General features: G+C 74.3%; 20 protein-coding genes. 11 read left to right on the top strand and 9 right to left on the bottom strand.

Features of this window, described 5'->3' with window-relative positions; genetic code table 11:
* Positions 1-903 carry a glutamate ABC transporter substrate-binding protein gene (locus tag N555_RS0120095; RefSeq protein ID WP_029433287.1) on the bottom strand — a complete coding sequence of 301 codons (903 nt, stop codon included), beginning with the start codon at positions 901-903 and terminating at the stop codon, positions 1-3.
* A 29-nt stretch (positions 904-932) separates the two neighbouring features.
* A complete protein-coding gene (locus N555_RS0120090; protein WP_029433286.1) occupies positions 933-1,688 on the bottom strand; it encodes an amino acid ABC transporter ATP-binding protein in 756 nt (251 codons plus the stop codon).
* A gap of 102 nt (positions 1,689-1,790) precedes the next feature.
* Here N555_RS0120090 and miaB point away from each other — a divergent pair, with 102 nt between their 5' ends.
* Positions 1,791-3,272, top strand: coding sequence for a tRNA (N6-isopentenyl adenosine(37)-C2)-methylthiotransferase MiaB (gene miaB, locus N555_RS0120085; protein WP_029433285.1), 1,482 nt, complete (start codon positions 1,791-1,793; stop codon positions 3,270-3,272).
* An 87-nt stretch (positions 3,273-3,359) separates the two neighbouring features.
* Here the strand turns inward: miaB and N555_RS0120080 are convergent, their stop codons facing one another.
* Complete coding sequence (locus tag N555_RS0120080) at positions 3,360-4,988, bottom strand: DUF349 domain-containing protein (protein WP_197029099.1); 1,629 nt, start codon at positions 4,986-4,988, stop codon at positions 3,360-3,362.
* 40 nt (positions 4,989-5,028) lie between these two features.
* On the opposite strand from N555_RS0120080, the gene N555_RS0120075 reads away from it, so the two are divergent.
* The 3 genes from N555_RS0120075 to dapF are packed head-to-tail and all read left to right on the top strand — an operon-like array spanning position 5,029 to position 7,564.
* Complete coding sequence (locus tag N555_RS0120075; protein ID WP_051684279.1) at positions 5,029-5,760, top strand: class III extradiol ring-cleavage dioxygenase family protein; 732 nt, start codon at positions 5,029-5,031, stop codon at positions 5,758-5,760.
* Positions 5,757-6,686, top strand: coding sequence for a tRNA (adenosine(37)-N6)-dimethylallyltransferase MiaA (miaA, locus tag N555_RS0120070; RefSeq protein WP_029433282.1), 930 nt, complete (start codon positions 5,757-5,759; stop codon positions 6,684-6,686). Before N555_RS0120075 ends, miaA begins: the two co-directional genes overlap by 4 nt.
* A complete protein-coding gene (dapF, locus tag N555_RS0120065; protein ID WP_231503035.1) occupies positions 6,683-7,564 on the top strand; it encodes a diaminopimelate epimerase in 882 nt (293 codons plus the stop codon). The genes miaA and dapF overlap by 4 nt, the downstream gene beginning before the upstream one ends.
* Positions 7,565-7,571: 7 nt before the next feature.
* Here dapF and N555_RS26275 read toward each other — a convergent pair whose 3' ends face one another.
* Genes N555_RS26275 through N555_RS0120050 form a run of 3 tightly spaced genes read right to left on the bottom strand, consistent with a single transcriptional unit; the run spans position 7,572 to position 10,089 of the window.
* Positions 7,572-9,185: a DUF6297 family protein gene (locus N555_RS26275; protein ID WP_034511544.1), complete on the bottom strand. Its 1,614-nt coding sequence runs from the start codon at positions 9,183-9,185 to the stop codon at positions 7,572-7,574.
* Complete coding sequence (locus tag N555_RS0120055) at positions 9,134-9,835, bottom strand: ABC transporter ATP-binding protein (RefSeq protein ID WP_029433279.1); 702 nt, start codon at positions 9,833-9,835, stop codon at positions 9,134-9,136. Before N555_RS0120055 ends, N555_RS26275 begins: the two co-directional genes overlap by 52 nt.
* 50 nt (positions 9,836-9,885) lie before the next feature.
* Positions 9,886-10,089 carry a hypothetical protein gene (locus tag N555_RS0120050; RefSeq protein WP_029433278.1) on the bottom strand — a complete coding sequence of 68 codons (204 nt, stop codon included), beginning with the start codon at positions 10,087-10,089 and terminating at the stop codon, positions 9,886-9,888.
* A gap of 161 nt (positions 10,090-10,250) precedes the next feature.
* Here N555_RS0120050 and hflX point away from each other — a divergent pair, with 161 nt between their 5' ends.
* The 3 genes from hflX to N555_RS0120035 all read left to right on the top strand — a co-directional run bounded on the left by hflX (position 10,251) and on the right by N555_RS0120035 (position 13,640).
* On the top strand, positions 10,251-11,768 hold the full coding sequence (gene hflX, locus N555_RS0120045) for a GTPase HflX (protein ID WP_034511694.1): 1,518 nt from the start codon (positions 10,251-10,253) through the stop codon (positions 11,766-11,768).
* Between the two features lie 65 nt (positions 11,769-11,833).
* Positions 11,834-12,580: a phosphatase PAP2 family protein gene (locus N555_RS0120040; RefSeq protein WP_231503033.1), complete on the top strand. Its 747-nt coding sequence runs from the start codon at positions 11,834-11,836 to the stop codon at positions 12,578-12,580.
* Positions 12,552-13,640 carry an NHL repeat-containing protein gene (locus N555_RS0120035; RefSeq protein WP_231503031.1) on the top strand — a complete coding sequence of 363 codons (1,089 nt, stop codon included), beginning with the start codon at positions 12,552-12,554 and terminating at the stop codon, positions 13,638-13,640. Before N555_RS0120040 ends, N555_RS0120035 begins: the two co-directional genes overlap by 29 nt.
* A 48-nt stretch (positions 13,641-13,688) precedes the next feature.
* Here the strand turns inward: N555_RS0120035 and lexA are convergent, their stop codons facing one another.
* Positions 13,689-14,477, bottom strand: a complete 789-nt coding sequence (lexA, locus tag N555_RS0120030) for a transcriptional repressor LexA (RefSeq protein WP_029433274.1) — start codon at positions 14,475-14,477, stop codon at positions 13,689-13,691.
* 507 nt (positions 14,478-14,984) lie between these two features.
* On the opposite strand from lexA, the gene N555_RS28030 reads away from it, so the two are divergent.
* From N555_RS28030 to N555_RS0120000, 4 genes are all read left to right on the top strand, one after another.
* On the top strand, positions 14,985-15,272 hold the full coding sequence (locus N555_RS28030; protein ID WP_034511541.1) for a LysM peptidoglycan-binding domain-containing protein: 288 nt from the start codon (positions 14,985-14,987) through the stop codon (positions 15,270-15,272).
* Positions 15,273-15,382: 110 nt separating this feature from the next.
* Entirely contained in the window at positions 15,383-15,976 is a 594-nt protein-coding gene (locus N555_RS0120015; protein ID WP_029433272.1) for a hypothetical protein, read from the top strand.
* Between the two features lie 376 nt (positions 15,977-16,352).
* Positions 16,353-16,907: a transcriptional regulator NrdR gene (nrdR, locus tag N555_RS0120005; RefSeq protein WP_029433271.1), complete on the top strand. Its 555-nt coding sequence runs from the start codon at positions 16,353-16,355 to the stop codon at positions 16,905-16,907.
* Positions 16,908-17,026: 119 nt separating this feature from the next.
* Positions 17,027-19,921: a vitamin B12-dependent ribonucleotide reductase gene (locus N555_RS0120000; RefSeq protein ID WP_029433270.1), complete on the top strand. Its 2,895-nt coding sequence runs from the start codon at positions 17,027-17,029 to the stop codon at positions 19,919-19,921.
* Positions 19,922-20,565: 644 nt separating this feature from the next.
* Here N555_RS0120000 and N555_RS28025 read toward each other — a convergent pair.
* On the bottom strand, positions 20,566-20,958 hold the full coding sequence (locus N555_RS28025; protein ID WP_029433268.1) for a hypothetical protein: 393 nt from the start codon (positions 20,956-20,958) through the stop codon (positions 20,566-20,568).
* Between the two features lie 108 nt (positions 20,959-21,066).
* A complete protein-coding gene (locus N555_RS0119985; protein WP_231503029.1) occupies positions 21,067-22,548 on the bottom strand; it encodes a DUF2252 domain-containing protein in 1,482 nt (493 codons plus the stop codon).
* Positions 22,549-22,655 lie beyond the last annotated feature (107 nt).

Raw genomic sequence — 22,655 nt, 5'->3', positions numbered from 1 at the left:
TCAGGAGCAGGGCTGCGGCTCGGGCAGCGACGGTGTCTCGGTGCCCTCGACCTGGCCGGCCGTGCTCTCCCAGGCCGCGACGTAGGCGTCCTCGTTGTCGGCGAGCGTCTGGTTGATGAACTCGCAGAAGGCGACGTCGCCCTTCGGGATGCCGATGCCGTAAGGCTCCTCGGTGAACTGCTCGCCGACCAGCTTGAACTCCCCGTCGGACTCCGACACGAAGCCCAGCAGGATCACGTTGTCGGTGGTGACGGCGTCGACCTGCCCGTTGCCCAGGGCGTCGGCGCACTGGGAGTACTCGTCGAAGAGCACCAGCTGGTCGTCGCTGGCGAGGTACTCGCGGATGTTCTCCGACGGCGTCGAGCCGGTCACGGAGCAGACCTTCGCGTCGGGGTTGTCCGCGAGGGAGTCCGGCCCGGTGATGTCGTCGTTGTCCGAGGCCACCATGATCTGCTGGCCGGCCTCGTAGTAGGGGCCGGCGAAGGAGATCCGCTCCCGGCGGGCGTCGTTGATGGTGTACGTCGCGACCACCATGTCGACCTCACCGCCCTCGAGGACCTCCTCGCGGACGGCCGACGGGGTCTGGACGAACTCGATGTCGCCCTCCTCGATGCCGAGGGCGCCGGCGATGATCTTCGCGACCTCGACGTCGAACCCCTCGACGTCGCCGTCCAGGTTCTCCAGGCCGAAGCCGGGCTGGTCGAACTTGGTGCCGACGCGGATCGTGCCCTGGTCGGCCAGCCGCGCCATCGTGGTGCCGGCCTCGAAGTCCGGGGTCTCGGCGACGGAGGGCTCGGCGGAGCTGCCGCTGCTCCCGCCGTCGTCCCCGTCGTCACCGCAGGCGGCGAGGGCGAGGGCGGCGATCGCGACGGTCACGGCGGTCGTCGTGCGGCGGAACCTCATGGACGTGCTCCTCTCGGATCAGGGCGAGGTCAGTGGGTGAGGATCTTGGAGAGGAAGTCCTTCGCGCGGTCCGACGTCGGCCGGGTGAAGAAGGTCTCCGGTTCGGCGGCCTCGACGATCCGGCCGCCGTCCATGAACACGACGCGGTTGGCCGCGCGGCGGGCGAAGCCCATCTCGTGGGTGACGACGACCATGGTCATGCCGTCGCGCGCCAGCGCGGTCATGACGTCGAGGACCTCGTTGATCATCTCGGGGTCCAGCGCCGAGGTGGGCTCGTCGAAGAGCATCACCTTGGGGTCCATCGCCAGGGCGCGCGCGATGGCCACCCGCTGCTGCTGACCGCCGGACAGCTGTGCGGGGTACTTGTCGGCCTGGTTGCCGACCCCCACCCGGTCCAGCAGCTCGCGGGCCCGCTCCTCTGCCTGGGACTTGGACCTGCGACGCACCTTGACCGGGCCGAGCGTGACGTTCTGCAGCACGGTCTTGTGCGCGAAGAGGTTGAAGCTCTGGAACACCATCCCGACGTCGGCCCGCAGGCGGGCCAGCGCCTTGCCCTCCTCCGGCAGCAGCTCCCCGTCGATCCGGATCTCGCCCTCCTGGATGGGTTCCAGGCGGTTGATGGCGCGGCACAGCGTCGACTTGCCCGAGCCGGAGGGGCCGATGACGACCACGACCTCGCCCGCGTCGATCGACAGGTCGACGTCCTGCAGCACGTGCAGGTCGCCGAACCACTTCTGCACGCCGGTGAGCTGGACGAGCGGACGCTCGACTGTGGGGCCGGTCACACTCCGGACCCTAGGGGTCCGCCATCACCCCGGGTGACCGATGCCGTTACGAAGCGGTAACGACTCGGCCGGCCGGGATCGCGCCGTACCCTCGTCGGCGACATGGACAGCGCAACCACGGCCCCCACGAGCACCCGCACCTACCGGGTGCGCACGTACGGCTGCCAGATGAACGTGCACGACTCCGAGCGGCTCTCCGGCCTCCTGGAGGCGGCGGGCTACACCGCCGCCCCGGAGGACGAGGACGCCGACGTCGTCGTGCTCAACACCTGCGCCGTCCGCGAGAACGCCGACAACCGGCTCTACGGCAACCTCGGCCACCTCCGGCCGGTGAAGGACGCCCGGCCGGGGATGCAGATCGCCGTCGGCGGCTGCCTCGCCCAGAAGGACCGTGGCGAGATCGTGCGGCGGGCGCCGTGGGTGGACGTGGTGTTCGGCACCCACAACGTCGGGTCGCTGCCGGCGCTGCTCGAGCGGGCCCGGCACAACGCCGAGGCGCAGGTCGAGATCGTCGAGTCGCTCGAGGTCTTCCCCTCCACGCTGCCGGCCAAGCGGGACTCGGCCTACGCCGGCTGGGTGTCGATCAGCGTCGGCTGCAACAACACCTGCACGTTCTGCATCGTCCCGGCGCTGCGCGGCAAGGAGAAGGACCGCCGTCCCGGCGAGATCCTGGCCGAGGTGCAGGCCCTGGTCGACCAGGGCGTGCTCGAGGTGACGCTGCTCGGCCAGAACGTCAACGCCTACGGCGTGGAGTTCCGCGACCGCGGCGCCTTCGCCGACCTGCTGCGCGCGACGGGTGCGATCGACGGCCTGGAGCGGGTGCGGTTCACCAGCCCGCATCCGCGCGAGTTCACCGACGACGTCATCGAGGCCATGGCCGGGACGCCGGCGGTGTGCCACCAGCTGCACATGCCGCTGCAGTCCGGGTCGGACGACGTCCTGCGGCGCATGCGCCGCGGCTACCGGCAGGACCGCTACCTCGGGATCATCGACCGGGTGCGGGCCGCGATGCCCGACGCGGCGATCACCACCGACATCATCGTCGGCTTCCCCGGCGAGACCGAGGCCGACTTCGAGCAGACGCTCGAGGTCGTCCGGCAGGCCCGCTTCGCCAGCGCCTTCACCTTCCAGTACTCCAAGCGCCCCGGCACGCCCGCCGCCACGATGGACGGCCAGCTGCCCAAGGAGGTCGTCCAGGAGCGCTACCTGCGGCTGACCGCCCTGCAGGACGAGATCAGCTGGGCCGAGAACCGGGCACAGGTCGGCCGCACCGTCGAGCTGCTGGTGGCCGCGGGCGAGGGCAGCAAGGACGCCGCCACCGGACGGTCGTCCGGCCGCGCCCGCGACGGCCGCCTGGTGCACTTCACGTCCACGGCCGGTGTCCGTCCGGGCGACGTCGTCGAGACCGTGGTCACCGACGCCAAGCCGCACTTCCTCGTCGCGGACTGCGCCCTGCTGTCCCACCGGCGCACGCGAGCCGGCGACGCGCACGAGGCAGGCACCCGGCCGACCACCCCGGGCGTCTCGCTGGGCATGCCGCGGATCGGCGTCCCCGACCCGCTCCCGGTGTCCACCGGCTGCTGAGGCGCCACGCCAGGTATAGGAAGCAATCCCCACGTTAGGGCGGCCAGAACGTGGGGAGAGCCTCCTATGCCTCGATGCTGACCCAGCTCAGCGGCGCGCGGCGGACTTCTCCGCCTCGGCCAGCCACTCCTGGCGGGTGGCCAGGTTGGCCTTCGCCTCGTCGATCCGCCGCTGGTCCCCGGCGGCCTCGGCCTTGGCCAGCTGGTCCTCGGCCTTGGCGACCGCGGCCCGCATCGAGGTGACCATCGGGTTCTCCGGCGCGGTGCGGACGCGGCCGGCGTCGGCGGCGCCGCGGACCTTCTGCTCGACGGCCTGCATGCGGTCCTCGAGGGTGCGCATCGCGCCGCGCGGCACGTGCCCGATCGCGTCGTAGCGCTCCTGGATCTTGCGCAGCGCGTTCTGGGCACCGCGGAGGTCCTTGCCCGGGTCGAGCTTCTCCGCCTCGGCCAGCAGTTCCTCCTTGGCCTGCTGGTTGGCCAGCTCCTCGCTGGTGCGGGCCTTGTCGGACTCGGTGCGGGCGGCGAAGAAGACGTCCTGGGCGGCGCGGAACTGCTTCCACAGGTCGTCGTCGCCGTCGCGTCCGGTGCGGGGAACGGCCTTCCAGCGGTCCATCAGCGACCGCATCGCCGCGCTGGTCGGCCCCCACTCGGTGGAGGTCGACAGCTTCTGCGCCTCGGCGATCAGCTCCTGCTTGGCCGCGCGGGCCTCACCGCGCTGCGCGTCGAGGGAGGCGAAGTGCGCGCCCCGGCGCCGGCCGAAGGCGTCGCGGGCGGCGGCGAAGCGCTGCCACAGCGCCTCGTCGGTCTTCCGGTCGATGCCCCGGATGGTCTTCCACTCCTCGACGATGGCCTTGAGCCGGTCGCCGGCGGCCTTCCACGCGGTGGACTCGGCGGCGATCTGCTCCGCCTCGACGGCCAGCGCCTCCTTGCGCGCGATCTGCACCGTCCGCTGGGCGGCCTTCTCCGCGCGGTACTCGGCGGCCGCCGCCTCCGCCGTCTCCAGGATGGCGCGGGCTCGGGCGGCGAGACCGTCGAGGTCGCCGACCGCGGTCGCGGTGGGGATCTGCTCGGCGAGCGCGGTCGCCTTGGTCTTGATCTCGCCGGGGTTGCCGGTGTGGGCCTTGAGGCGGGCCTCGAGCAGTCCCACCTCGGTGGCGAGGTCGTCGTACCGGCGTCCGAAGTGCGCCAGCCCCGCGGCCGGCTCCCCGGCCTGCCAGGAGCCGACGGCGCGCTCGCCCTCGGCGGTGCGGACGTAGACGGTGCCCTCCTCGTCGACCCGGCCCCAGAGGGTGGGGTCCGAGGCGGGGGCCGTGACCGGAGCGGCCGAGCTGTCGCCGACGGGGTGCGGGGGGACCGAACCGGGCGCCGGCGGGGCGGCGACGACGGCAGCGGCCTCCTCCGGGAGGGGACCCGGGGTCACCGGCTCCTCCGTTCCCGGCTCGGCGGCCGCCGGCTCCGCGGAGACCGGCTCGGCGGCCGTCGGCTCCTCGCTCACCGGCTCCTCGGAGACCGGCTCCTCGGCCGCCGGCTCAGCGGGAACCGGCTCCGCGGGGACCTGCTCCGCGCCCGTCGGATCGGCCAGTCCGGCGTCCTCCGGACTGGGTGCGGCCGCGGTCCCGGCCTCGGGCGCGACGGCCTCGGAACGAGCCGGCTCACCGGCCTCGGCGGGCGGGGGGACCTGCTGCGAACCGTCTACGGTGCTCTCCGTGCTCGACACGCACCGCAGTGTCCCACGTCGCATCGGCGACACTGCTGACGTGACGACTGATCAGGCCGGTTCCTCCCCTGCGGCCCCGTCCGCGCCGCTGTCGGTCGCCTTCTGCCCGTGCCCGCCGCTGCTCCTCCCCGCGGTCGAGGGGCGGGCCACACCGGAGACGACGGCGCTGCGGCGCGCCTGTGCCGAAGCCGTCGAGGCGCTGCTCGCGACGGGACCGGAGGCCGTCGTCGTCGTCGGGCCGGGCGGCACCGGCCGGTACGGCCCGGGCGACGCCGGGGACCTGCGCGGCGTCGGCGTCGACCTGGAGGTGCCGTTCGCCGGCGGGGTCCGGCCCGGCGGACGGCGCACGCCGCTCGCCCTGACCGTCGGCGCCTGGCTGCTGGACGAGGCCGGCTGGTCGGGGCTGCGGCTCGGCGTCGGCCCCGGCGACCTCGACGAGGCCCTGGCCGGCCTGCCCGGAGGGGTGGGGGTGCTCGCCCTCGGCGACGGGTCGGCCCGCCGCAGCGTCAAGGCGCCCGGCTACCTCGACGACGCCGCCGAGCCGTTCGACGCCGCGGTCGCGGCCGCGCTCGCCGCCGGGGACGCTGCCGGCCTCGCCGCCCTCGACGCCGCGGAGGGGGAGCGGCTGCTGGCCGCCGGCGTCCCGGTGTGGCGGGCCGTCGGCCGGGCGCTGGCCGGTCGCCCCGTCGTCGCCGAGCTCCGCCTCGACGAGGCGCCGTTCGGCGTGGGCTACCTGGTCGCCTCCTGGTCGGCCGACCGGACGGCACCGTGACCCCTGCGGCCCCGCCGCCCGTCGTGGCCGTCGTGGGTCCGACCGCGACCGGCAAGACCGCGCTGGCGGTGGCGCTGGCGCACCGGCTGGGCGGCGAGGTGGTCAACGCCGACTCCATGCAGCTCTACCGCGGCATGGACATCGGCACCGCCAAGCCCGACGCGACGGAGCGGGACGGCGTGCCGCACCACCTGCTGGACCTGTGGCACGTGCGGCAGCCGGCGTCGGTCGCCGAGTACCGCCGGCGCGCCCGGGCGGAGGTGGACCGGCTGCGGGCGGTCGGGGTGGTGCCGCTGCTGGTGGGTGGCTCGGGCCTGTACGTGCGCGCCGTCCTCGACGAGCTGGACTTCCCCGGCACCGATCCGGAGCTGCGGGCGCGGCTGGAGGCCGAGCTGGCCGACGTCGGCCCCGCCGCGCTGCACGCGCGGCTGGCCACCGTGGACCCGGCGGCCGCCGCGGCGATCCTGCCGGGCAACGGACGGCGGATCGTGCGGGCGCTGGAGGTCGTGCAGCTGACCGGCGGTCCCTTCCGCGCGTCGCTACCCGAGCCGCGGCCGCACTACCCGGCGGTCGTCGTGGGCCTGGACCGGGAGCCGGCCGAGCTCGACGACCGGATCGCCGCGCGGGTGGACCGGATGTGGGCGAGCGGGTTCGTCGCCGAGGTGGAGGCCCTCGCCGCCGACGGCCTGCGCGAGGGGCCGACCGCCTCCCGCGCGCTGGGGTACGCGCAGGTGCTCGACCAGCTCGACGGCGTCCTGAGCCCCGAGGAGGCGCGGCAGCGCACGGTCACGACCACCCGGCGCTTCGTCCGGCGGCAGCGGTCCTGGTTCCGCCGGGACGTCGCGACCACCTGGTTCGACGCGGCCCGCCCCGACCTGGCCGACGCGGTCGGCGCGTCGATCACCGCCCGTACGATCGGGACGTGAGCAACCGGGTGCTGATCGGGCACGGCACGGAGAACGACTTCGTCGTCCTGCCCGATCCGGACGGCGTCCTCTGGCCGGAGAGCCGGCTGGACGCCGCCATGGTCGCCCGGTTGTGCGAGCGCCGCGCCGGCCTCGGCGGGGACGGCGTCCTGCGGGTGGTGCGCAGCGTGCACGTGCCCGACGCGCCCGCCGTGCTCGGCGACGACCTCGCCCGCTGCGAGTGGTTCATGGACCACCGCAACGCCGACGGGTCGCTGGCCGAGATGTGCGGCAACGGGATCCGGCTGTTCCTGCACGTCCTGGTCACCGAGGGCCTGCTCGACCGCAGCGCCTGCACCGACGGCGTCTGGGTCGGCACGCGGGGCGGTCCCCGCCGGGTGGGCGCGGGCGCCGACGGCGTCTACTGGGTCGACATGGGCCCGGCCCGTGAGTTCGGCTCCGGCTCGGCCGAGCTGGCCGGCCGGCGGTTCGACGGGCTCGCGGTGTCGATGGGCAACCCGCACCTGGCCTGCCTCACCGACGCCGACCTCGACGCGCTCGACCTCGCCACCCCTCCGCGGTTCGACGCCGCGCTGTTCCCCGAGGGCGTGAACGTCGAGCTGATCACCGTGCTGCGCGCCGCGTCCGAGGGGGCCGACGCGCACATCCGGCTGCGGGTGCACGAGCGGGGTGTGGGGGAGACCCGCTCGTGCGGGACGGGTGCCTGCGCCGCCGCCTACGCCGCGCTGGTGGCCGGGGGCACGTCCGCCGGGACGGTCGTGGTCGACGTCCCTGGCGGCCGGCTGACCGTCGACGTCGGGCCGGACACCACCGTGCTGCGCGGCCCGGCGGTCGTCGTCGCGGCCGGTGAGCTCACTCCCGAGTGGCTGGCCGGCTGACCGTCGCTCAGCCGGCCTTCGAGCGCCGCCGGGCGGTCAGCGCGATCCCGCCGCTGCCGACGGCGAGCGCCCACAGGAGCTGGACGCCGACGAGTGACGCGGACGGCGCCCCGCCCACCAGCAGCGCCACGAGCAGCGGCACGCTCGCGACCAGGGCGACGTCCAGGCCCTGCAGCAGCGTGGCCGCCACACCGACCGGCACCGCACCCATCGGGGTGGCCATGACCGGCCCCGCCCAGTCCAGCTCCGGCCGGTAGGCGCCCCGCACCGCCGCGGCCGCCCACCCCGCCGCACCGGCGGCCGCCAGGGCGGTCCACGAGCCCGGCGCACCGCTGCCCAGGCCGACCAGCAGGCCGGTGAGCGTGCACGCGACCGCGGCCACGGCCAGCGGCACGACCGCGCGCGTCCAGGTCACCTGCGCCGGGCCGAGCGGGAGGAGCCGGTCGACGGCCGGGGCGGCCTGCGCCTGGCGCGACGGGTGGCCGGCGGCGACGGCGACGAGCGTCCAGCCGACGAGGAAGGTCAGCCAGACGACCACCGGCAGCTGGTTCAGCCCCTGGGTGCGGCAGGCGACGACGGGCAGCGCGATCCCGACCAGCACCTGCCCGGCCTGCCAGCGGCCGCGGACCAGCGTGGCGAGGTCGGCGGCGACCAGCGCCTGCCACGGGCTGCGGACGGCCGCGAAGGTCCACGGCCGGCGGGGGGCCCGCTCGCGCCGCCCGGCCAACGCCCGGCCGAGGTCTCGCGTGTCCAGGGAGAGCACCGAGGCGCCGGCGTACGCGGCGGTGCCGCCGAGCACCCGCAGCTCCCCGGTGCGCAGCCGGGGCAGCCCCCGGTCGGCCGCCACCCCGAGCGCCGCGACGAGCGGCACGAGGACCAGCGGCGCCCACCCGCCGCCGCCCAGCGAGAGGCCGTGCGCGGGGGCGTCCAGGACCCCGCGCGCGGCGGCCGTCGCGAGCACCGCCGCGACGGTCGCGCTCGCCACCAGCACGGTGCCGGCAACCGGGCCGGCGCGGCCCGCGCCGCCGCGCGCCTGCAGCACCGACGTCGCCGCGGCCAGGCCCGCGCCCGCGACCGCGCCGGCGGCGATCCCGCCCGCGACGGAGGACGGGGTCGCCTCGCCCAGCAGCGCTCCGACGAGTCCGAGTCCCGCCCCCACGACGGCGCACCCGGCGGTCAGCCGCACCAGCTCGCCCCGCAGGAGTGCCCGGCGGGAGGCCGGCAGGGGCAGCCACCACGCGGCCGCCGCCGGGGTGGCGCTGACCGGACCCAGCCGGTCGAGCACGAGGACCGCCGCGGCCACGGCCACCAGCCCGAGGAGCGTGCCGGTGGCAGCGCCGCTCAGCACACCGCCGGACGCGGGTGGGCGGGCGGCGATGTCCTCCCGGAGGGACGCCAGCACCCCACCGAGCACGGCGACCAGCACGCCGGTCGTCGTCGCCGCGTCCAGAGCGCTGCCCAGCCGGCTCCACACGGTCGTGTCCGCCAGCGCCGCCTCGGCCCGGCGCACCAGCCGGCGTACCTCCCGGCCGGTCAGCTCCGCCGCGGGCTCCCCGACGGGCAGGGCGGTCAGGACCGCTCCATCGCCGCGGCGGCCGCGTCCGGCGGGAGGAGGCGGCACTCCTCGTCGCCCACGAGCAGCACGTCGTCGGCGACCGCGGCCACGACCGCGGCGTCGTGACTGGCGAAGAGCACCGCCGCGCCGTCGTCCCGGCGGGTCGCCAGCCGCTCCGCCAGCGTGGTCCGCATGGCGGCGTCCAGGCGCCGTTCCGGTTCGTCGAGCACCATCAGCCGCGCGGGCCGGACGAACGCGGCGGCCAGGGCGAGCCGGCGGCGCTGCCCGGAGGACAGTGCCGAGGGCAGGGCGTCGGCCCGCTCGGCCAGACCGAAGGCCGCGATCTCCCGGTCGACGACGTCCTCGGCGTCGCCGACCCCGTGGCCGCGCGCGGTGAGCAGCAGGTGCTCGCGGCCGGTGAGCGACGGGAAGAACGCGTCCTCGTCCAGGACGGCGACGACGTCGCGGCGGTACTGCGCTCGGCGCTCGTCGACCGGCTGCCCGTCGAACTCCGCCTCGCCGTCCAGGGCCGGCAGGAGCCCGACCAGGGTCTGCAGCACCGTGGACTTGCCCGCACCGTTGGGCCCCACCACCGCCAGTGCCCGTCCGGGCAGGAGGGCGAGGGTGACGGGAGCGCACGCCGCCGAGTCACCGTGCCCGACGACGAGACCGGTCGCCGTCAGGAGGGCGACCGCCGTGTCTCGTCCGTCCGTCATCGCGGCGAGAGGCTAGCCCCGCCGTCTGAGGACCGGCCGGTGCACCTGGCTCAGGGGGAGTCGGGCGTGTCCGCGCGCGTCTCCGGCTCGTCGGTCGGGGCCTCCGGCTTGTCGCCCGGCCCGACGTTGCCGGTCCCGCGGGGCTCGCCGCGGCCGGTGTCCTGGTCGGCGCCGCCGAAGGGGTTCCGCGGCGGGTTCAGCCCCCTCGGGTCCGCGCCCGGGTCCTCGACGCCCTCGGTGCTGCTGGTGCTCACGGCTGCCTCCTCGTCGACCGGCGGGGGATGCCGGTGCCGGGACCCCTACCCCCGCCCGGCCGGGATGCATGCGGGCTCCGCCGGTGTTGTACCCGGCGATGACACGAGCAGCAGCCACAACTCAGGTGCCCGGACTCGACGGGCATGCCACGCTGGAGACGATGACGACCGCACAGAACCGCGCCGTGCTCGCCGACGCCCAGGAGCGCGCCGACCGCGCCAGCGGCTCCGTCCCGCCCGCCCCCGCCCCCGCTGTCGAGCAGACTCCGCGCCCGGCGCCGGCCGGCCAGTGGGACGAGCCCGACGACACCGCCGGGTCCTACGACCTCGAGGCGCGTGGCGGTCTGCGGCGCGTCGCCGGGCTCTCCACCGAGCTCGCCGACGTCACCGAGGTCGAGTACCGCCAGCTGCGCCTGGAGCGCGTCGTGCTGGTGGGCGTCTGGACCGAGGGCACTCAGGCCGACGCCGACCGATCCCTCGCCGAGCTCGCCGCTCTGGCCGAGACCGCGGGTTCCCAGGTGCTGGAGGCGGTCAGCCAGCGCCGCTCCACCCCCGATGCCGGTACCTACGTGGGCTCGGGCAAGGCCAACGAGATCCGCGACATCGTCGCCGCGACCGGCGCCGACACCGTCATCTGCGACGGCGAGCTGACCCCCGGCCAGCTCAACGCGCTGGAGAAGATCTTCAAGGTCAAGGTGGTCGACCGGACCGCGCTGATCCTCGACATCTTCGCCCAGCACGCCAGCAGCCGGGAGGGCAAGGCCCAGGTCGAGCTGGCGCAGATGCAGTACATGCTGCCGCGGCTGCGCGGCTGGGGTGAGTCCCTGTCCCGGCAGGCCGGTGGCCGTGTCGCCGGTGGTGGCGGCATCGGTACCCGCGGTCCGGGTGAGACCAAGATCGAGACCGACCGGCGGCGCATCCGGTCCCGCATGAGCAAGCTGCGCCGCGAGATCGCCGGCATGGCGACGGCGCGGGAGACCCAGCGGGCCAACCGCGACCGCAACGCCGTGCCCAGCGTCGCGATCGCCGGCTACACCAACGCCGGCAAGTCGAGCCTGCTCAACCGGCTGACCGGCGCGGGTGTGCTGGTGGAGAACGCGTTGTTCGCCACCCTCGACCCGACGGTCCGGCGCGCGGAGTCACCCGACGGCCGCGAGTTCACCCTCACCGACACCGTCGGCTTCGTGCGGCACCTGCCGCACCAGCTCGTCGACGCCTTCCGCTCCACGCTGGAGGAGGTGGCCGCCGCCGACCTGCTGCTGCACGTCGTCGACGGCGCCGATCCCGACCCGCTCGGCCAGATCGACGCGGTGCGGGTGGTCCTCGCCGACATCGACGCCCGGTCGGTGCCCGAGCTCATCGTCGTCAACAAGGTCGACGCGATGAGCGAGGAGGACGTGCTCACGCTGCGCCAGGCCCTGCCCGGCGCCGTCTGGGTCTCGGCCCGCACCGGCGAGGGGATCGACCAGCTGCGGGAGGTGCTGGCGGCCCGACTGCCGCACCCGGACGTCGAGGTCGACGTCCTCGTGCCCTACGACCGCGGTGACCTGGTCGCCCGCGTGCACCGCGACGGCGAGGTGCTGACCGAGAGCCACGAGGCCGACGGGACGCGGCTGTCCGCCCGGGTGGACGGCGCCCTGGCGGCGGCGCTCGAGGACTTCGGCGCCCCGGTCGCCTGACGGGGTCCGCGCCGGCCCCGCCCGGCCGAGGTCACGATGCGGTCACGCCCCGGTACCGTGACCGGGTGACCAGCGGCGTGGAGCGACGGTCCGCCGGGCCGTCGTTCCTGGGGGAGCCGGTCGCCGGTTCCCCCGCGGTGGTCTCGGTGGGGCGCCCGCCGTGGTGGGCGCTCCTGCTGGCCGCCCTCATCACCGTGGTGGTCACCGTCGACGTCCTCGGCCGCGGCGTCACCGAGCGGATCGACGTCCGGGTGTCGGACTGGGTGGCGGAGTGGGACCTGCGCGACTCCGCGGCCTACCCGCCGTTGTGGGTGGTCACCCAGATCGGCGGCCGCGGCACCATGCTCGTCGTGCTGGCCGGCCTCATCATCTGGCTGGCCGTCCGCCGCCACACCCTGCTGCCGTTGCCCCGGGTGCTCGTCGCCCTCCTGCTGCTCAGCGTCACCGTGTACAGCGTCAAGTGGGGCATCGGTCGGACCGCCCCCGGGCACGCCGGCCTGTACCTGCACCACGAGGAGGGCGCCTCGTACCCGTCGGGGCACGTGGCCAACGCGGTGCTGCTCTGGGGGGTGGCGCGCTGGCAGGCCGTCCAGTTCGGGATGCCGCCCACCGCGCAGCGCGTCCTCTGGGGCCTGGCCGTGATCGGGCCGGTCGTCTGCGCCCTCGCGATGATCGCCCTGGACTTCCACTGGTTCAGTGACGCCGTCGTCGGCGCGGCACTCGGCGTTCTGCTGCTGGGCGTGGTTCACGCACTGGACGCACTCATCCTGTCACGCTGGGTGCGTGTCCGAGCAGGCCGTCCGCTGGCGTGACCGCATGGCGGTCCCGCACGTCGGCGGCCGGGCCCGTGCCGCGGCGGGCGTCGCGGCCCTGGCCGGGCTGTCGCTGCCGCTGACCGCTCCGGTGGCCGCCGCGGAGGAACCGCCCGCCGCGACGGTCCAGTGCGAGATCACCGACCCCACGTTGACCGAGCTCTCGGGACTGGTGGTCGGCGCCGACGGCAGCATGCTGGCCATCAACGACGGCGGCGACGAGGTCGCCGTGTACGCGCTGGACCCCGCGTGCCAGACCACGAACGTGCACCGGGCGGCCGTCGATCCCTACGACCCCGAGGACCTCGCCGTCGGACCGGACGGCACGGTCTGGCTGGCCGACACGGGCGACAACAACGCCATCCGCGAGACGGTCGCCCTGATCGCGCTGCGGCCGGACGGCTCGACCGGCGTCTACCGGCTCGCCTACCCGGACGGGCCGCGGGACGCCGAGGCACTGCTCCTGGCGCCCGACGGCACGCCGTACGTGGTGACCAAGGAGGTCTTCGGCGCCAGCGACGTCTACCGGCCGGTCGCCGCGCTGGAGGAGAACGGGACGGTGGGCCTCGTCGAGGTCGCCTCCGTGGAGCTCACCCTCACCGGGACCCCGGGTGGGCCGGTGGGCCGGGCCGGGCAGCTGCTGGTGACCGGGGGAGCCGTGGCCGCCGACGGGCACGCCCTGGCGCTGCGCACCTACACCGACGCCTATGTCTGGCCACTGGCCGGCTCCGACGTGGCGGCGGCCCTGGCGGGCACGCCGCTGCGGATCGCGCTGCCGGAGTCCCCGCAGGGGGAGGCCGTCAGCTTCTCCGCCGACGGCTCCGCCCTGGTCGTCGCCAGCGAGGGCCTGCCCAGCGCCGTCACCGTGGTGCCGCTACCGGCCGCACCCGCTCCGGCGGGTGCCACCGGGGCACCGGACGGGTCGCTCACCGACGTCCTCACCGACAGCGACGACGGTGTCTCGCCCGTCGCCGCCGGCCTCGTCGCCGCGATCGTGGCGACCGTGGTGGTGTGGATCCTGGGCCGCATCCTCCGGCGCGGATCGCCGCCCCGGGTCTGAGGCCGCACGGCCGGCGCGTCCCTGCGGACCCGCCGGCCGTGCGGGCGGTCAGATCCGCCGGAGCACCGTCACCACGCGGCCGAGGACGGTTGCGTCGTCGCCGGGGATCGGCTCGTACGCCGGGTTGTGCGGCAACAGCCACACGTGGCCGTCCCGGCGCTTGTAGGTCTTTACCGTGGCCTCGCCGTCGATCATGGCGGCCACGATCTCGCCGTTCTCGGCCGTGGGCTGCTGGCGGACGACGACCCAGTCGCCGTCGCAGATCGCCGCCTCGACCATCGAGTCACCGGTGACCTTCAGCATGAAGAGGGTGCCCTCGCCGACCAGCTCGCGGGGGAGCGGGAAGACGTCCTCCACGGCCTGCTCGGCCAGCACCGGACCACCGGCGGCGATGCGGCCGACCAGCGGGACGTAGGTGGGCACGGGGCTCGCGGAGTCCTCGGCCACGGGCGGCGGGACCGCCCCGGCGCTGCCGACGACCGTCTCGCCCGGCAGGCGCACGTCGAGCGCCCGCGGCCGGTTCGGGTCCCGGCGCAGCCAGCCCTTCTTCTGCAGCACCGACAGCTGGTGTGCGACCGACGAGGCGGAGGAGAGCCCCACGGCCTCGCCGATCTCCCGGACGGACGGCGGGTAGCCCCGGCGGTCGATCGAGTCGCGGATGACCTCGAGGACCCGCCGCTGCCGCTGGGTCAGCCCGTCACCGGCCTCGCTCCGGTCGGGGAAGGTGCGGACCTCCCCGGTCGTCCCGGACGTGCCGGCCGCTGTGGTGCCCGTGGCCGTACCGCCCGCACGGCGTGCTCCGCCGCGTCCCCCCGACGTCCCGCTCGTGCCCGCCACGTCTCCTCCTCGCCGGTCGTGTCCCCACGACTCGTCCGTCCACCCCCTGGTCCCGGTCGCAGCCGCTGCGGTGGACCTCGGGCGGTGCCCGGTCGGACCGTAGCGCGTCGGCGGCACTTCCTCAAACACATGTTCGAACTGCCCGTGTCGGGTCGATCCTGTCGGCGGCGTGCGGTAGACATCGCACAGACGTTCGATTCGAATGCGTGTTCGGTCGCCGGTGTCGCCGGCGGCCGTCGTGGAGGAGGTGCTGGGGTGGCGGGCACGGAGCGCGGGGTCGTCGGGTTCTCCGGGGGTGGCACGGGGCTGCGGGTGGCCGAACCGGGTCGCCCGGTGGCGGAACGGGCGGGCGCTCGCCCGGCGCGTGCCGGTGGTCCGGTGGCCGGTGGGCCGCCGCCGCGCCGCGACCCGGCGCGCCCCGGCGGGCGGGGTGTGCGCCCAGAGCTGCGCCCGGTGCGTGCGAGTACGTCCCGTCCCGCCGGCAGCCGCCGGCCGGATGCGGCTCCGGTGTCGCTGCGGCTCACCCGACGCGGCTGGCGCGCCCTCGCGGCGCTCCTCGGTGCGGGCGCGGCGCTGGCGGTGCTGGTGCTGTCGGCGGTCCTGGGCGGCGGCGGGGAGCTGGAACTGGCGGGCCGCACCGAGGTCGTGGTCCAGCCCGGCGACACGGTGTGGTCGATCGCCACCGAGGTGACCGGGCGCGGGGAGGACGTCCGGGCGGTCGTCGACGCCATCGAGCGGCTCAACGACCTGGAGAGTTCCGCGGTCGTCCCGGGCCAGGTGCTGGAGGTCCCGTGAGGCCGGCGTCGCGGCGCGACGGGCTGCACAATCCTGCTGCGCATCTTCGTCAAACCTCCCGGCGACGTCCTCCCCGGGTGGGGTGGGGAGTCCGACCTACCGTTCTGCCCGTGCCAGTCGACGCCCGCGGCCGAGCAGCGGCCTCCATCACCCAGCCCCTCGACGCCGAGGTCCTCGCCGACGGCGCCTGGTGGCCCGGCGCCGTCCTCGGGTGGCGGCACGACGAGTCGGGCGGCTGCGAGGCACAGGTGCGCGTCGTCCGGAGTGGCGGTCCGCAGGTGCGCTGGGTCGACCTGCGCTCGGTCCGCCTGCCGGAGCCGACGTCGCTCCCGCCGGCTGCGCCTGCCGGGCGGGCCGAGGTGCCGGCCGAGACCGTGATGATGAGCCGCTCCGAGCTGCGCGGGCTGCTGGCGTCGGGCCCCTCGGGGTCTGCCTCACCGGGAACCGGTCGCCGCCGCCGGCACGCCGCCGACCTCACTGCGGAGCTCCCGGTGATCCGGTGCGCCGAGGCCGACCCGGGGCGGCACCGCGCGCCGGCGACTGCTCCGACGGCGGTGGTGGGCCGGCACCGCGCCGCCGACGAGACCCGCCGGCCGGCCTCCGTCCCGGGAGCCCGCTCCGGGGGGCGAGAGGCCGACCTGTCGACGCGTCCGATCCGGATGGACGACGTCGCCGGCTGGCCGTGGAGCGACGTCTCGGCCTGACCCGCCACGGGGCGGCCGCCGTCGGGTCCGGCGACACGCACTACACCCTCCGAGGGCCGATGCGCACGCTGCGCGCGGCTCTGCCCGGCGTGTCCGTGTGACGGCTGGGGTGTCTGACTGCTGCTGGCCATCCGCGCGAGGGACGGGAACACGCCACGCCGCGTCGCTCTTGCACATCTAGTGGAGGCCTGCCTAGGGTTCCCCTACATCTAGTAGTTGCACCGATGTAAGTCCGTCCACAGGGCGTCCCCAGTCCATCCCCCGGAAGTGCACCGGTTGTCCCCAGCAGGGTCCACAGCGACCCCGCCCGGAGACCGCCGGAGGTCGTCCCGGGGGCAGCGGGGGAGGTGTGCAGTCCGGAGGAGGAGGTACCGCCGTGCGTTGCCCCTTCTGCCACAACCCGGACAGCCGGGTCATCGAGACCCGGGAGGCGGAGGAGGGGGCCACGACGCGTCGTCGCCGGTCCTGCCCCGCCTGCGGACGTCGCTTCACCACGGTCGAGGAAGCGGTCCTCGCCGTCGTCAAGCGCAGCGGGGTGAGCGAGCCGTTCAACCGCAGCAAGGTCGTCGCCGGCGTGCGCCGTGCCTGCCAGGGCCGGCCGGTCGACGAGGACCAGCTGCAGAAGCTCGCCCAGCAGGTGGAGGACGCGATCCGGGCGACCGGGGCGGCGGAGGTGCCGGCCCACGAGGTCGGGCTGGCGATCCTGCGTCCGCTGCGGGAACTCGACGAGGTGGCCTACCTGCGCTTCGCCAGCGTCTACCGGGCCTTCACCTCGATCGAGGACTTCGAGAAGGAGATCTCCGAGCTGCGCTCCCGGCACCTCACCGCCGGGACGCTGCCGCTGCCCGGCATGCAGCCGGACCCGCCGGCCACGCGCCGGCGGGGCGGGTCGCGGGGCCCGGCAGCGGCCGACGCCGGACCGAACGGATGACACCGGACGCCCGTCCGGGCACCACCTGAGAACTGTCAGCACCAGCGGGTACACAACCAACCAGCAGTACCGGAGAAGGCGCTTCCCCCGCCGCACTCCAGACACCAAGGGAGAGCTCAGTGACCGAGACCGAGGACCGCCTGTCGGGCCGTACGCGTCGTGCCGCCAAGGCACCGACCCGGGGGAAGGGCCTGAAGGTCAAGCGGGTCTTCACCACCGCCGGTGTGCACCCGTACGACGAGGTGACCTGGGAGCGTCGTGACGTCGTCATGACCAACTGGCGGGACGGCTCGATCAACTTCGAGCAGCGCGGCGTCGAGTTCCCCGCCGAGTGGAGCATCAACGCCACCAACATCGTCACGACGAAGTACTTCCGTGGCGCCGTCGGCACCCCGCAGCGGGAGACCAGCCTCCGTCAGCTCATCGACCGGGTCGTGCTGACCTACGGCGCGGCCGGGCGCGAGCACGGCTACTTCGCCACCGAGGGCGACGCGGAGATCTTCGAGAACGAGCTGACCTGGATGCTGCTGCACCAGTACTTCAGCTTCAACAGCCCCGTCTGGTTCAACGTCGGCACGAGCGCGCCGCAGCAGGTCAGCGCCTGCTTCATCCTCGCCGTCGACGACGAGATGGACTCGATCCTCAACTGGTACCGCGAGGAGGGGCTGATCTTCAAGGGCGGCTCCGGCGCCGGCCTGAACCTCTCCCGCATCCGCTCCTCCAAGGAGCTGCTCTCCTCCGGTGGCACCGCCTCCGGCCCGGTCTCCTTCATGCGCGGCGCCGACGCCTCCGCCGGCACCATCAAGTCCGGTGGCGCCACCCGCCGCGCGGCCAAGATGGTCGTCCTCGACATCGACCACCCCGACATCGAGGAGTTCATCGAGACCAAGGCGCGCGAGGAGGACAAGATCCGCGCGCTGCGTGACGCCGGGTACGACATGGACCTCGGCGGCAAGGACATCACCAGCGTCCAGTACCAGAACGCCAACAACTCGGTCCGGGTCTCCGACGAGTTCATGCGTGCGGTCGAGGAGGGCACCGACTTCGGCCTGCGCGCCCGCATGGACGGCTCGGTCCTCGAGATCGTCGACGCCAAGACCCTGTTCCGCAAGGTCACCCAGGCCGCGTGGGAGTGCGCCGACCCGGGCATCCAGTACGACGACACGATCAACGACTGGCACACCAACCCCGAGACGGGCCGGATCAACGCGTCCAACCCCTGCTCGGAGTACATGAGCCTGGACAACAGCTCGTGCAACCTGGCGTCGCTGAACCTCATGAAGTTCCTGAAGGACGACGGCACGTTCGACTCCAAGAACTTCGTCAAGTCCGTCGAGCTGGTCATCACGGCGATGGACATCTCCATCTGCTTCGCCGACTTCCCGACCGCGCCGATCGGTGAGACCACCCGCGCCTACCGCCAGCTGGGCATCGGCTACGCCAACCTCGGCGCCCTGCTCATGGCGACCGGCCACGCCTACGACTCCCGTGGCGGGCAGACGCTGGCCGCCGCCATCACCTCGCTGATGACCGGCACCGCCTACCGCCGCTCGGCCGAGCTGGCCGGCATCGTCGGCGCCTACGACGGCTACGCCCGCAACGCCGACGCCCACGCCCGGGTCATGCGCAAGCACTCGGCGGCCAACGACGCCATCCGCCCGGTCGGCGCCGACGACGCCGACGTGCTCAAGGCCGCCACCGCCCAGTGGCAGGAGTGCCTGGAGATCGGCGCCGACAACGGCTGGCGCAACGCCCAGGCCTCCGTGCTGGCCCCCACCGGGACCATCGGCTTCATGATGGACTGCGACACGACCGGCATCGAGCCGGACTTCTCGCTGGTCAAGTTCAAGAAGCTGGTCGGCGGCGGCTCCATGCAGATCGTCAACCAGACGGTGCCGCGGGCCCTCCGCAGCCTGGGCTACCAGGACGAGCAGGTCGAGGCGATCGTCGAGTTCATCGCCGAGCACGGCCACGTCGTCAACGCGCCGAGCCTGCGTCCCGAGCACTACGAGGTGTTCGACTGCGCGATGGGCGAGCGGGCCATCTCCCCGATGGGCCACGTCCGGATGATGGCCGCGGTGCAGCCGTTCATCTCCGGCGCGATCAGCAAGACGGTCAACATGCCGGAGACGGCGACCGTCGAAGAGGTCGAGAACATCTACTTCCAGGGCTGGAAGATGGGCCTCAAGGCGCTGGCCATCTACCGCGACAACTGCAAGGTCGGCCAGCCGCTGTCCGACGGCAAGGGCAAGAACGAGGGCAAGCAGGCCGAGGCCAAGGCGGCAGAGGTCGCCGCGGCACCGGCCGCCATGTCCCACCCGGTGCGCAAGCGCCTGCCCAAGAAGCGCACCAGCATGACGACGTCGTTCAGCGTCGCCGGTGCCGAGGGCTACATGACCGCCGGCATGTACGAGGATGGCAGCCTCGGTGAGGTCTTCCTCAAGCTCGGCAAGCAGGGCTCGACCCTGGCCGGTGTCATGGACGCCTTCTCGATCGGCATCTCGATCGCGCTGCAGCACGGTGTGCCGCTGGAGACCTACATCCAGAAGTTCACCAACATGCGCTTCGAGCCGGCCGGCATGACCGACGACCCGGACATCCGGATCGCCCAGTCGGTGATGGACTACATCTTCCGTCGCCTGGCGCTGGACCACCTGTCGGTCGACAAGCGGGCCAACCTCGGCATCTTCACCGCCGAGGAGCGCGCGGCGCAGGTGTCGGGCTACGACACCCCCGCCTCGACCGCCGCGGTGGTCGAGGAGGACGAGGTCGACGTCGAGGCGCTGCGCAACTCGGTCCCGACCGAGACGCCCGCCCAGGCCGAGGCCCAGACAGGGGCCAAGGCCGAGGGCAAGAAGGGCATCAAGGAGGCGCACAGCTCCGCCGAGCTGCTGGAGCTGGTGACCGGGACCGCCACCGACGCGCCGCTGTGCATGACCTGCGGCACGAAGATGCGCCCCGCCGGCAGCTGCTACGTCTGCGAGGGCTGCGGCTCCACCAGCGGCTGCAGCTGACCTAGGTCCGTCCACCGGCCCGGTACCGCCCTCGCGGTGCCGGGCCGGTGGCATCGGGGTGCGGCAGCCTCAGGCGCGGCCGGCCGGTGAGCGCCGGTCCGCGTGGTCCTGGCCGAGCGCTTCCGAGTCCTCGGCGGCGGGCGTGACTCCCGCCCGGGCATCGCGCCCACGCAGCCGCGGCCACCTCCACCACAGCAGCCAGGCCAGCGTCGTGGCAGCGGCGACCGCGATGCCCGGGAGCGGAGCGCCCAGGAGGATCAGCAGGATGGCAGCCGAGGCACCGCCGACCAGTACGGCAGGCGCATCCTCCACGGGATGCCCGGCCGCAGTTCCCCGGTGCGGCGCGGGCGGGCGGGGCGGCAGGAGCTCGGCGACCTCCCCCCTGTAGGACCGCTCGATCTCGTGCCAGACCCGTCGTTCATGACTGCTCAGCACAGTCCACCTCCTGGCCTCCAGGATCCCTGCGGACCAGGGGCCGGCCCAGGGGCGCGGCCGGTCACCTCGGCGCGCAGAGCTTGCCGGCGGTCGGCAATTGCGCACCGGATGCGCCCCGGTCGCTCGGGAGCGGATGGCCGACAGGCGGCAACCCAGGCTCCCGCGGTCGGTCGCTGGAGGTCGTGACGAGGACGGCAGGTCCGGCCGGATCAGCGGACGGCGCGCTCTTCTCGGTACGCCTGCACGCCCCGGACCCCGCGCAGCACCGCGATCACCGCGGCCGGGACGACGATCAGCAGCCAGCCGTGGTCGCCGACGAAGTACGCGATCGCGCACAGCGCCACGCCGATGGCCACTGCCTGGGCGATGGTCCACAGCCGCTGTCGCCGCTCGGCGCCGGTGTGCCCGCCCAGGATGCGCCGGGCCAGCAGGAGGGGCAGCGCGATCAGCGCCAGGCCGAGCGCCCAGCCCACCACGACGACGGTGCCCTTGACGAGGAGCAGCAGCAGCCAGCCCACGACGCCCACCGCGGCGACCAGCGCGGCGCCCAGAACGAGGGACGCCAGCAGCGAGCGGGAGGCACGCGGCGGAGATGCGCTCATGACCGAACGCTAGCGCCGCCGCCCGGCCAGAGGATCCGGGATCTCACCCATTCCGGGGTGCGGACCGCGCCTGTGCCCGGGCCGGCCCGCGTCGGCGAGCCGACCGCGTCACTGCCCGGCCAGCACCGGCACCCGCCCGGACGCGACAGCCGCGCTGAACACGGCGTGGTCGCGCTCGTTCTGGTCGGCGTAGGCGACGGCGAACCTCGCGATCGCGTCGTCGAACGCCGGCCCCTTCCCCAGGTAGGCAGCGACGGCGATGCGGTCGCCCCAGCGCGCGTGCGCCCGGCCGAGCGTGGCTCCGCAGATCCGCGCGTAGAGGGTGGCCCCGCGGACGTCCATCGTGTCGACGTCGGCGCTGCCCTTCCAGTCGTGGAACTGCCGCACGTAGAAGTCTCGCGTCCGTCCGTCCAGCCCGCTGATCCGCTGCCAGCCGAGGAAGATGTCCGTCGCGGCCTGCATCAGCCGCTGACCGGCCACCACCCGCTGACCGTGGTGCCGGTAGGTGCTCGGCCTCAGATGGGACTCGAGGACCGAGGGGCCGGCCTCCTTGACCTGCAGGAAGAGCGGGTCCCCGTCGTCCCGGCCGACGAGCAGCACGATGTAGCAGCGGGTCCCCACGCTGCCGACGCCGACGACCTTCCGCGCCGCGTGCTGGTAGCGGTACTCCTCGAGGGGGTGGTGGTGCAGCGTGAGCGTCCGCCGGTAGGACGCCAACAACTTCTTGATCATCGGCCCCGGGTCGGCCCAGGGTGTCCCGGCCAGCACCAGGTCCTCGATCGGGACGATCATCGGCGGGTCCGCCACGATCCGCAGTTCGCCGTCGACCGTGCCGGCACGCTTGGCGAGCACGCGGGTGCTGTCGCGCGAGAGGGCCTTGGCCACCATCTCCTCGTGCTCGTGGGCCACCCGCTTGCCGACGCGCTTGACGGAGACCTCCTTGCGCACCATCCGGAGCAGCTCACCGGCCTCCAGGTGCTCGTACCAGGCCTGCAGCCCGCCCATCCCCGCCGCGGTCCTCATGCGGTCCCGGTACTCCCGTACAGCGGCAGTCACGATCGCGGAACGGTCGGCCGCGGAGAACCCCCGGTCGCGGCCGAGGACCTCGAAGCTCGTCGCGAGCCGCTTGACGTCCCACTCCCACGGTCCCGGCAGCGTCTCGTCGAAGTCGTTGAGGTCGAAGAGCAGCCGCCGCTCGGGCGTCCCGAACAACCCGAAGTTCGCGAGGTGGGCGTCTCCGCACAACTGCACGGTGACGCCGGACCGCGGCGTCCTGGCGAGGTCCCCGGCCATGATCAGCGCCGCCCCGCGGAAGAAGGCGAACGGGGACGCCAGCATCCGGCCGTGGCGGATGGGGACGAGCTCCGGCAGCCGCGTGCGGGCCTGCTGTTCCAGGAGCGCGACGGGGTCGGGGCGGTCCAGCGCGGGGGTCCACCCTGCGTGGACGAACCGGGGAGTGATCCGGCGGGCCGCCCGGCCGCGCGCCGTCCTGTCCTCCACGCCGAGGCGCTGCCGCCGCCAGGCGGACGCGAAGGCTCGCTCCTCGTCGTCCGACGTCGACGTGTCCCGCTGGGAGGGATGAGCGGTCACTGCGTCTCTCCTCTGCGCCGCCGGTGGCCGTCTCGGATCGATCCGTGTCGGCCGCACCATCCTGCGCAGCGGGGCCGGCCGCGCGGGCCACCTGGAGCGGATGAGCC

Origin of the sequence: Blastococcus sp. URHD0036 (genome assembly GCF_000701365.1) — a bacterium.
Classification (GTDB): domain Bacteria; phylum Actinomycetota; class Actinomycetes; order Mycobacteriales; family Geodermatophilaceae; genus Trujillonella.
The sequence above is the reverse complement of the archived record's forward strand: the minus strand, read 5'-3'. Positions and strand labels throughout refer to the sequence as shown.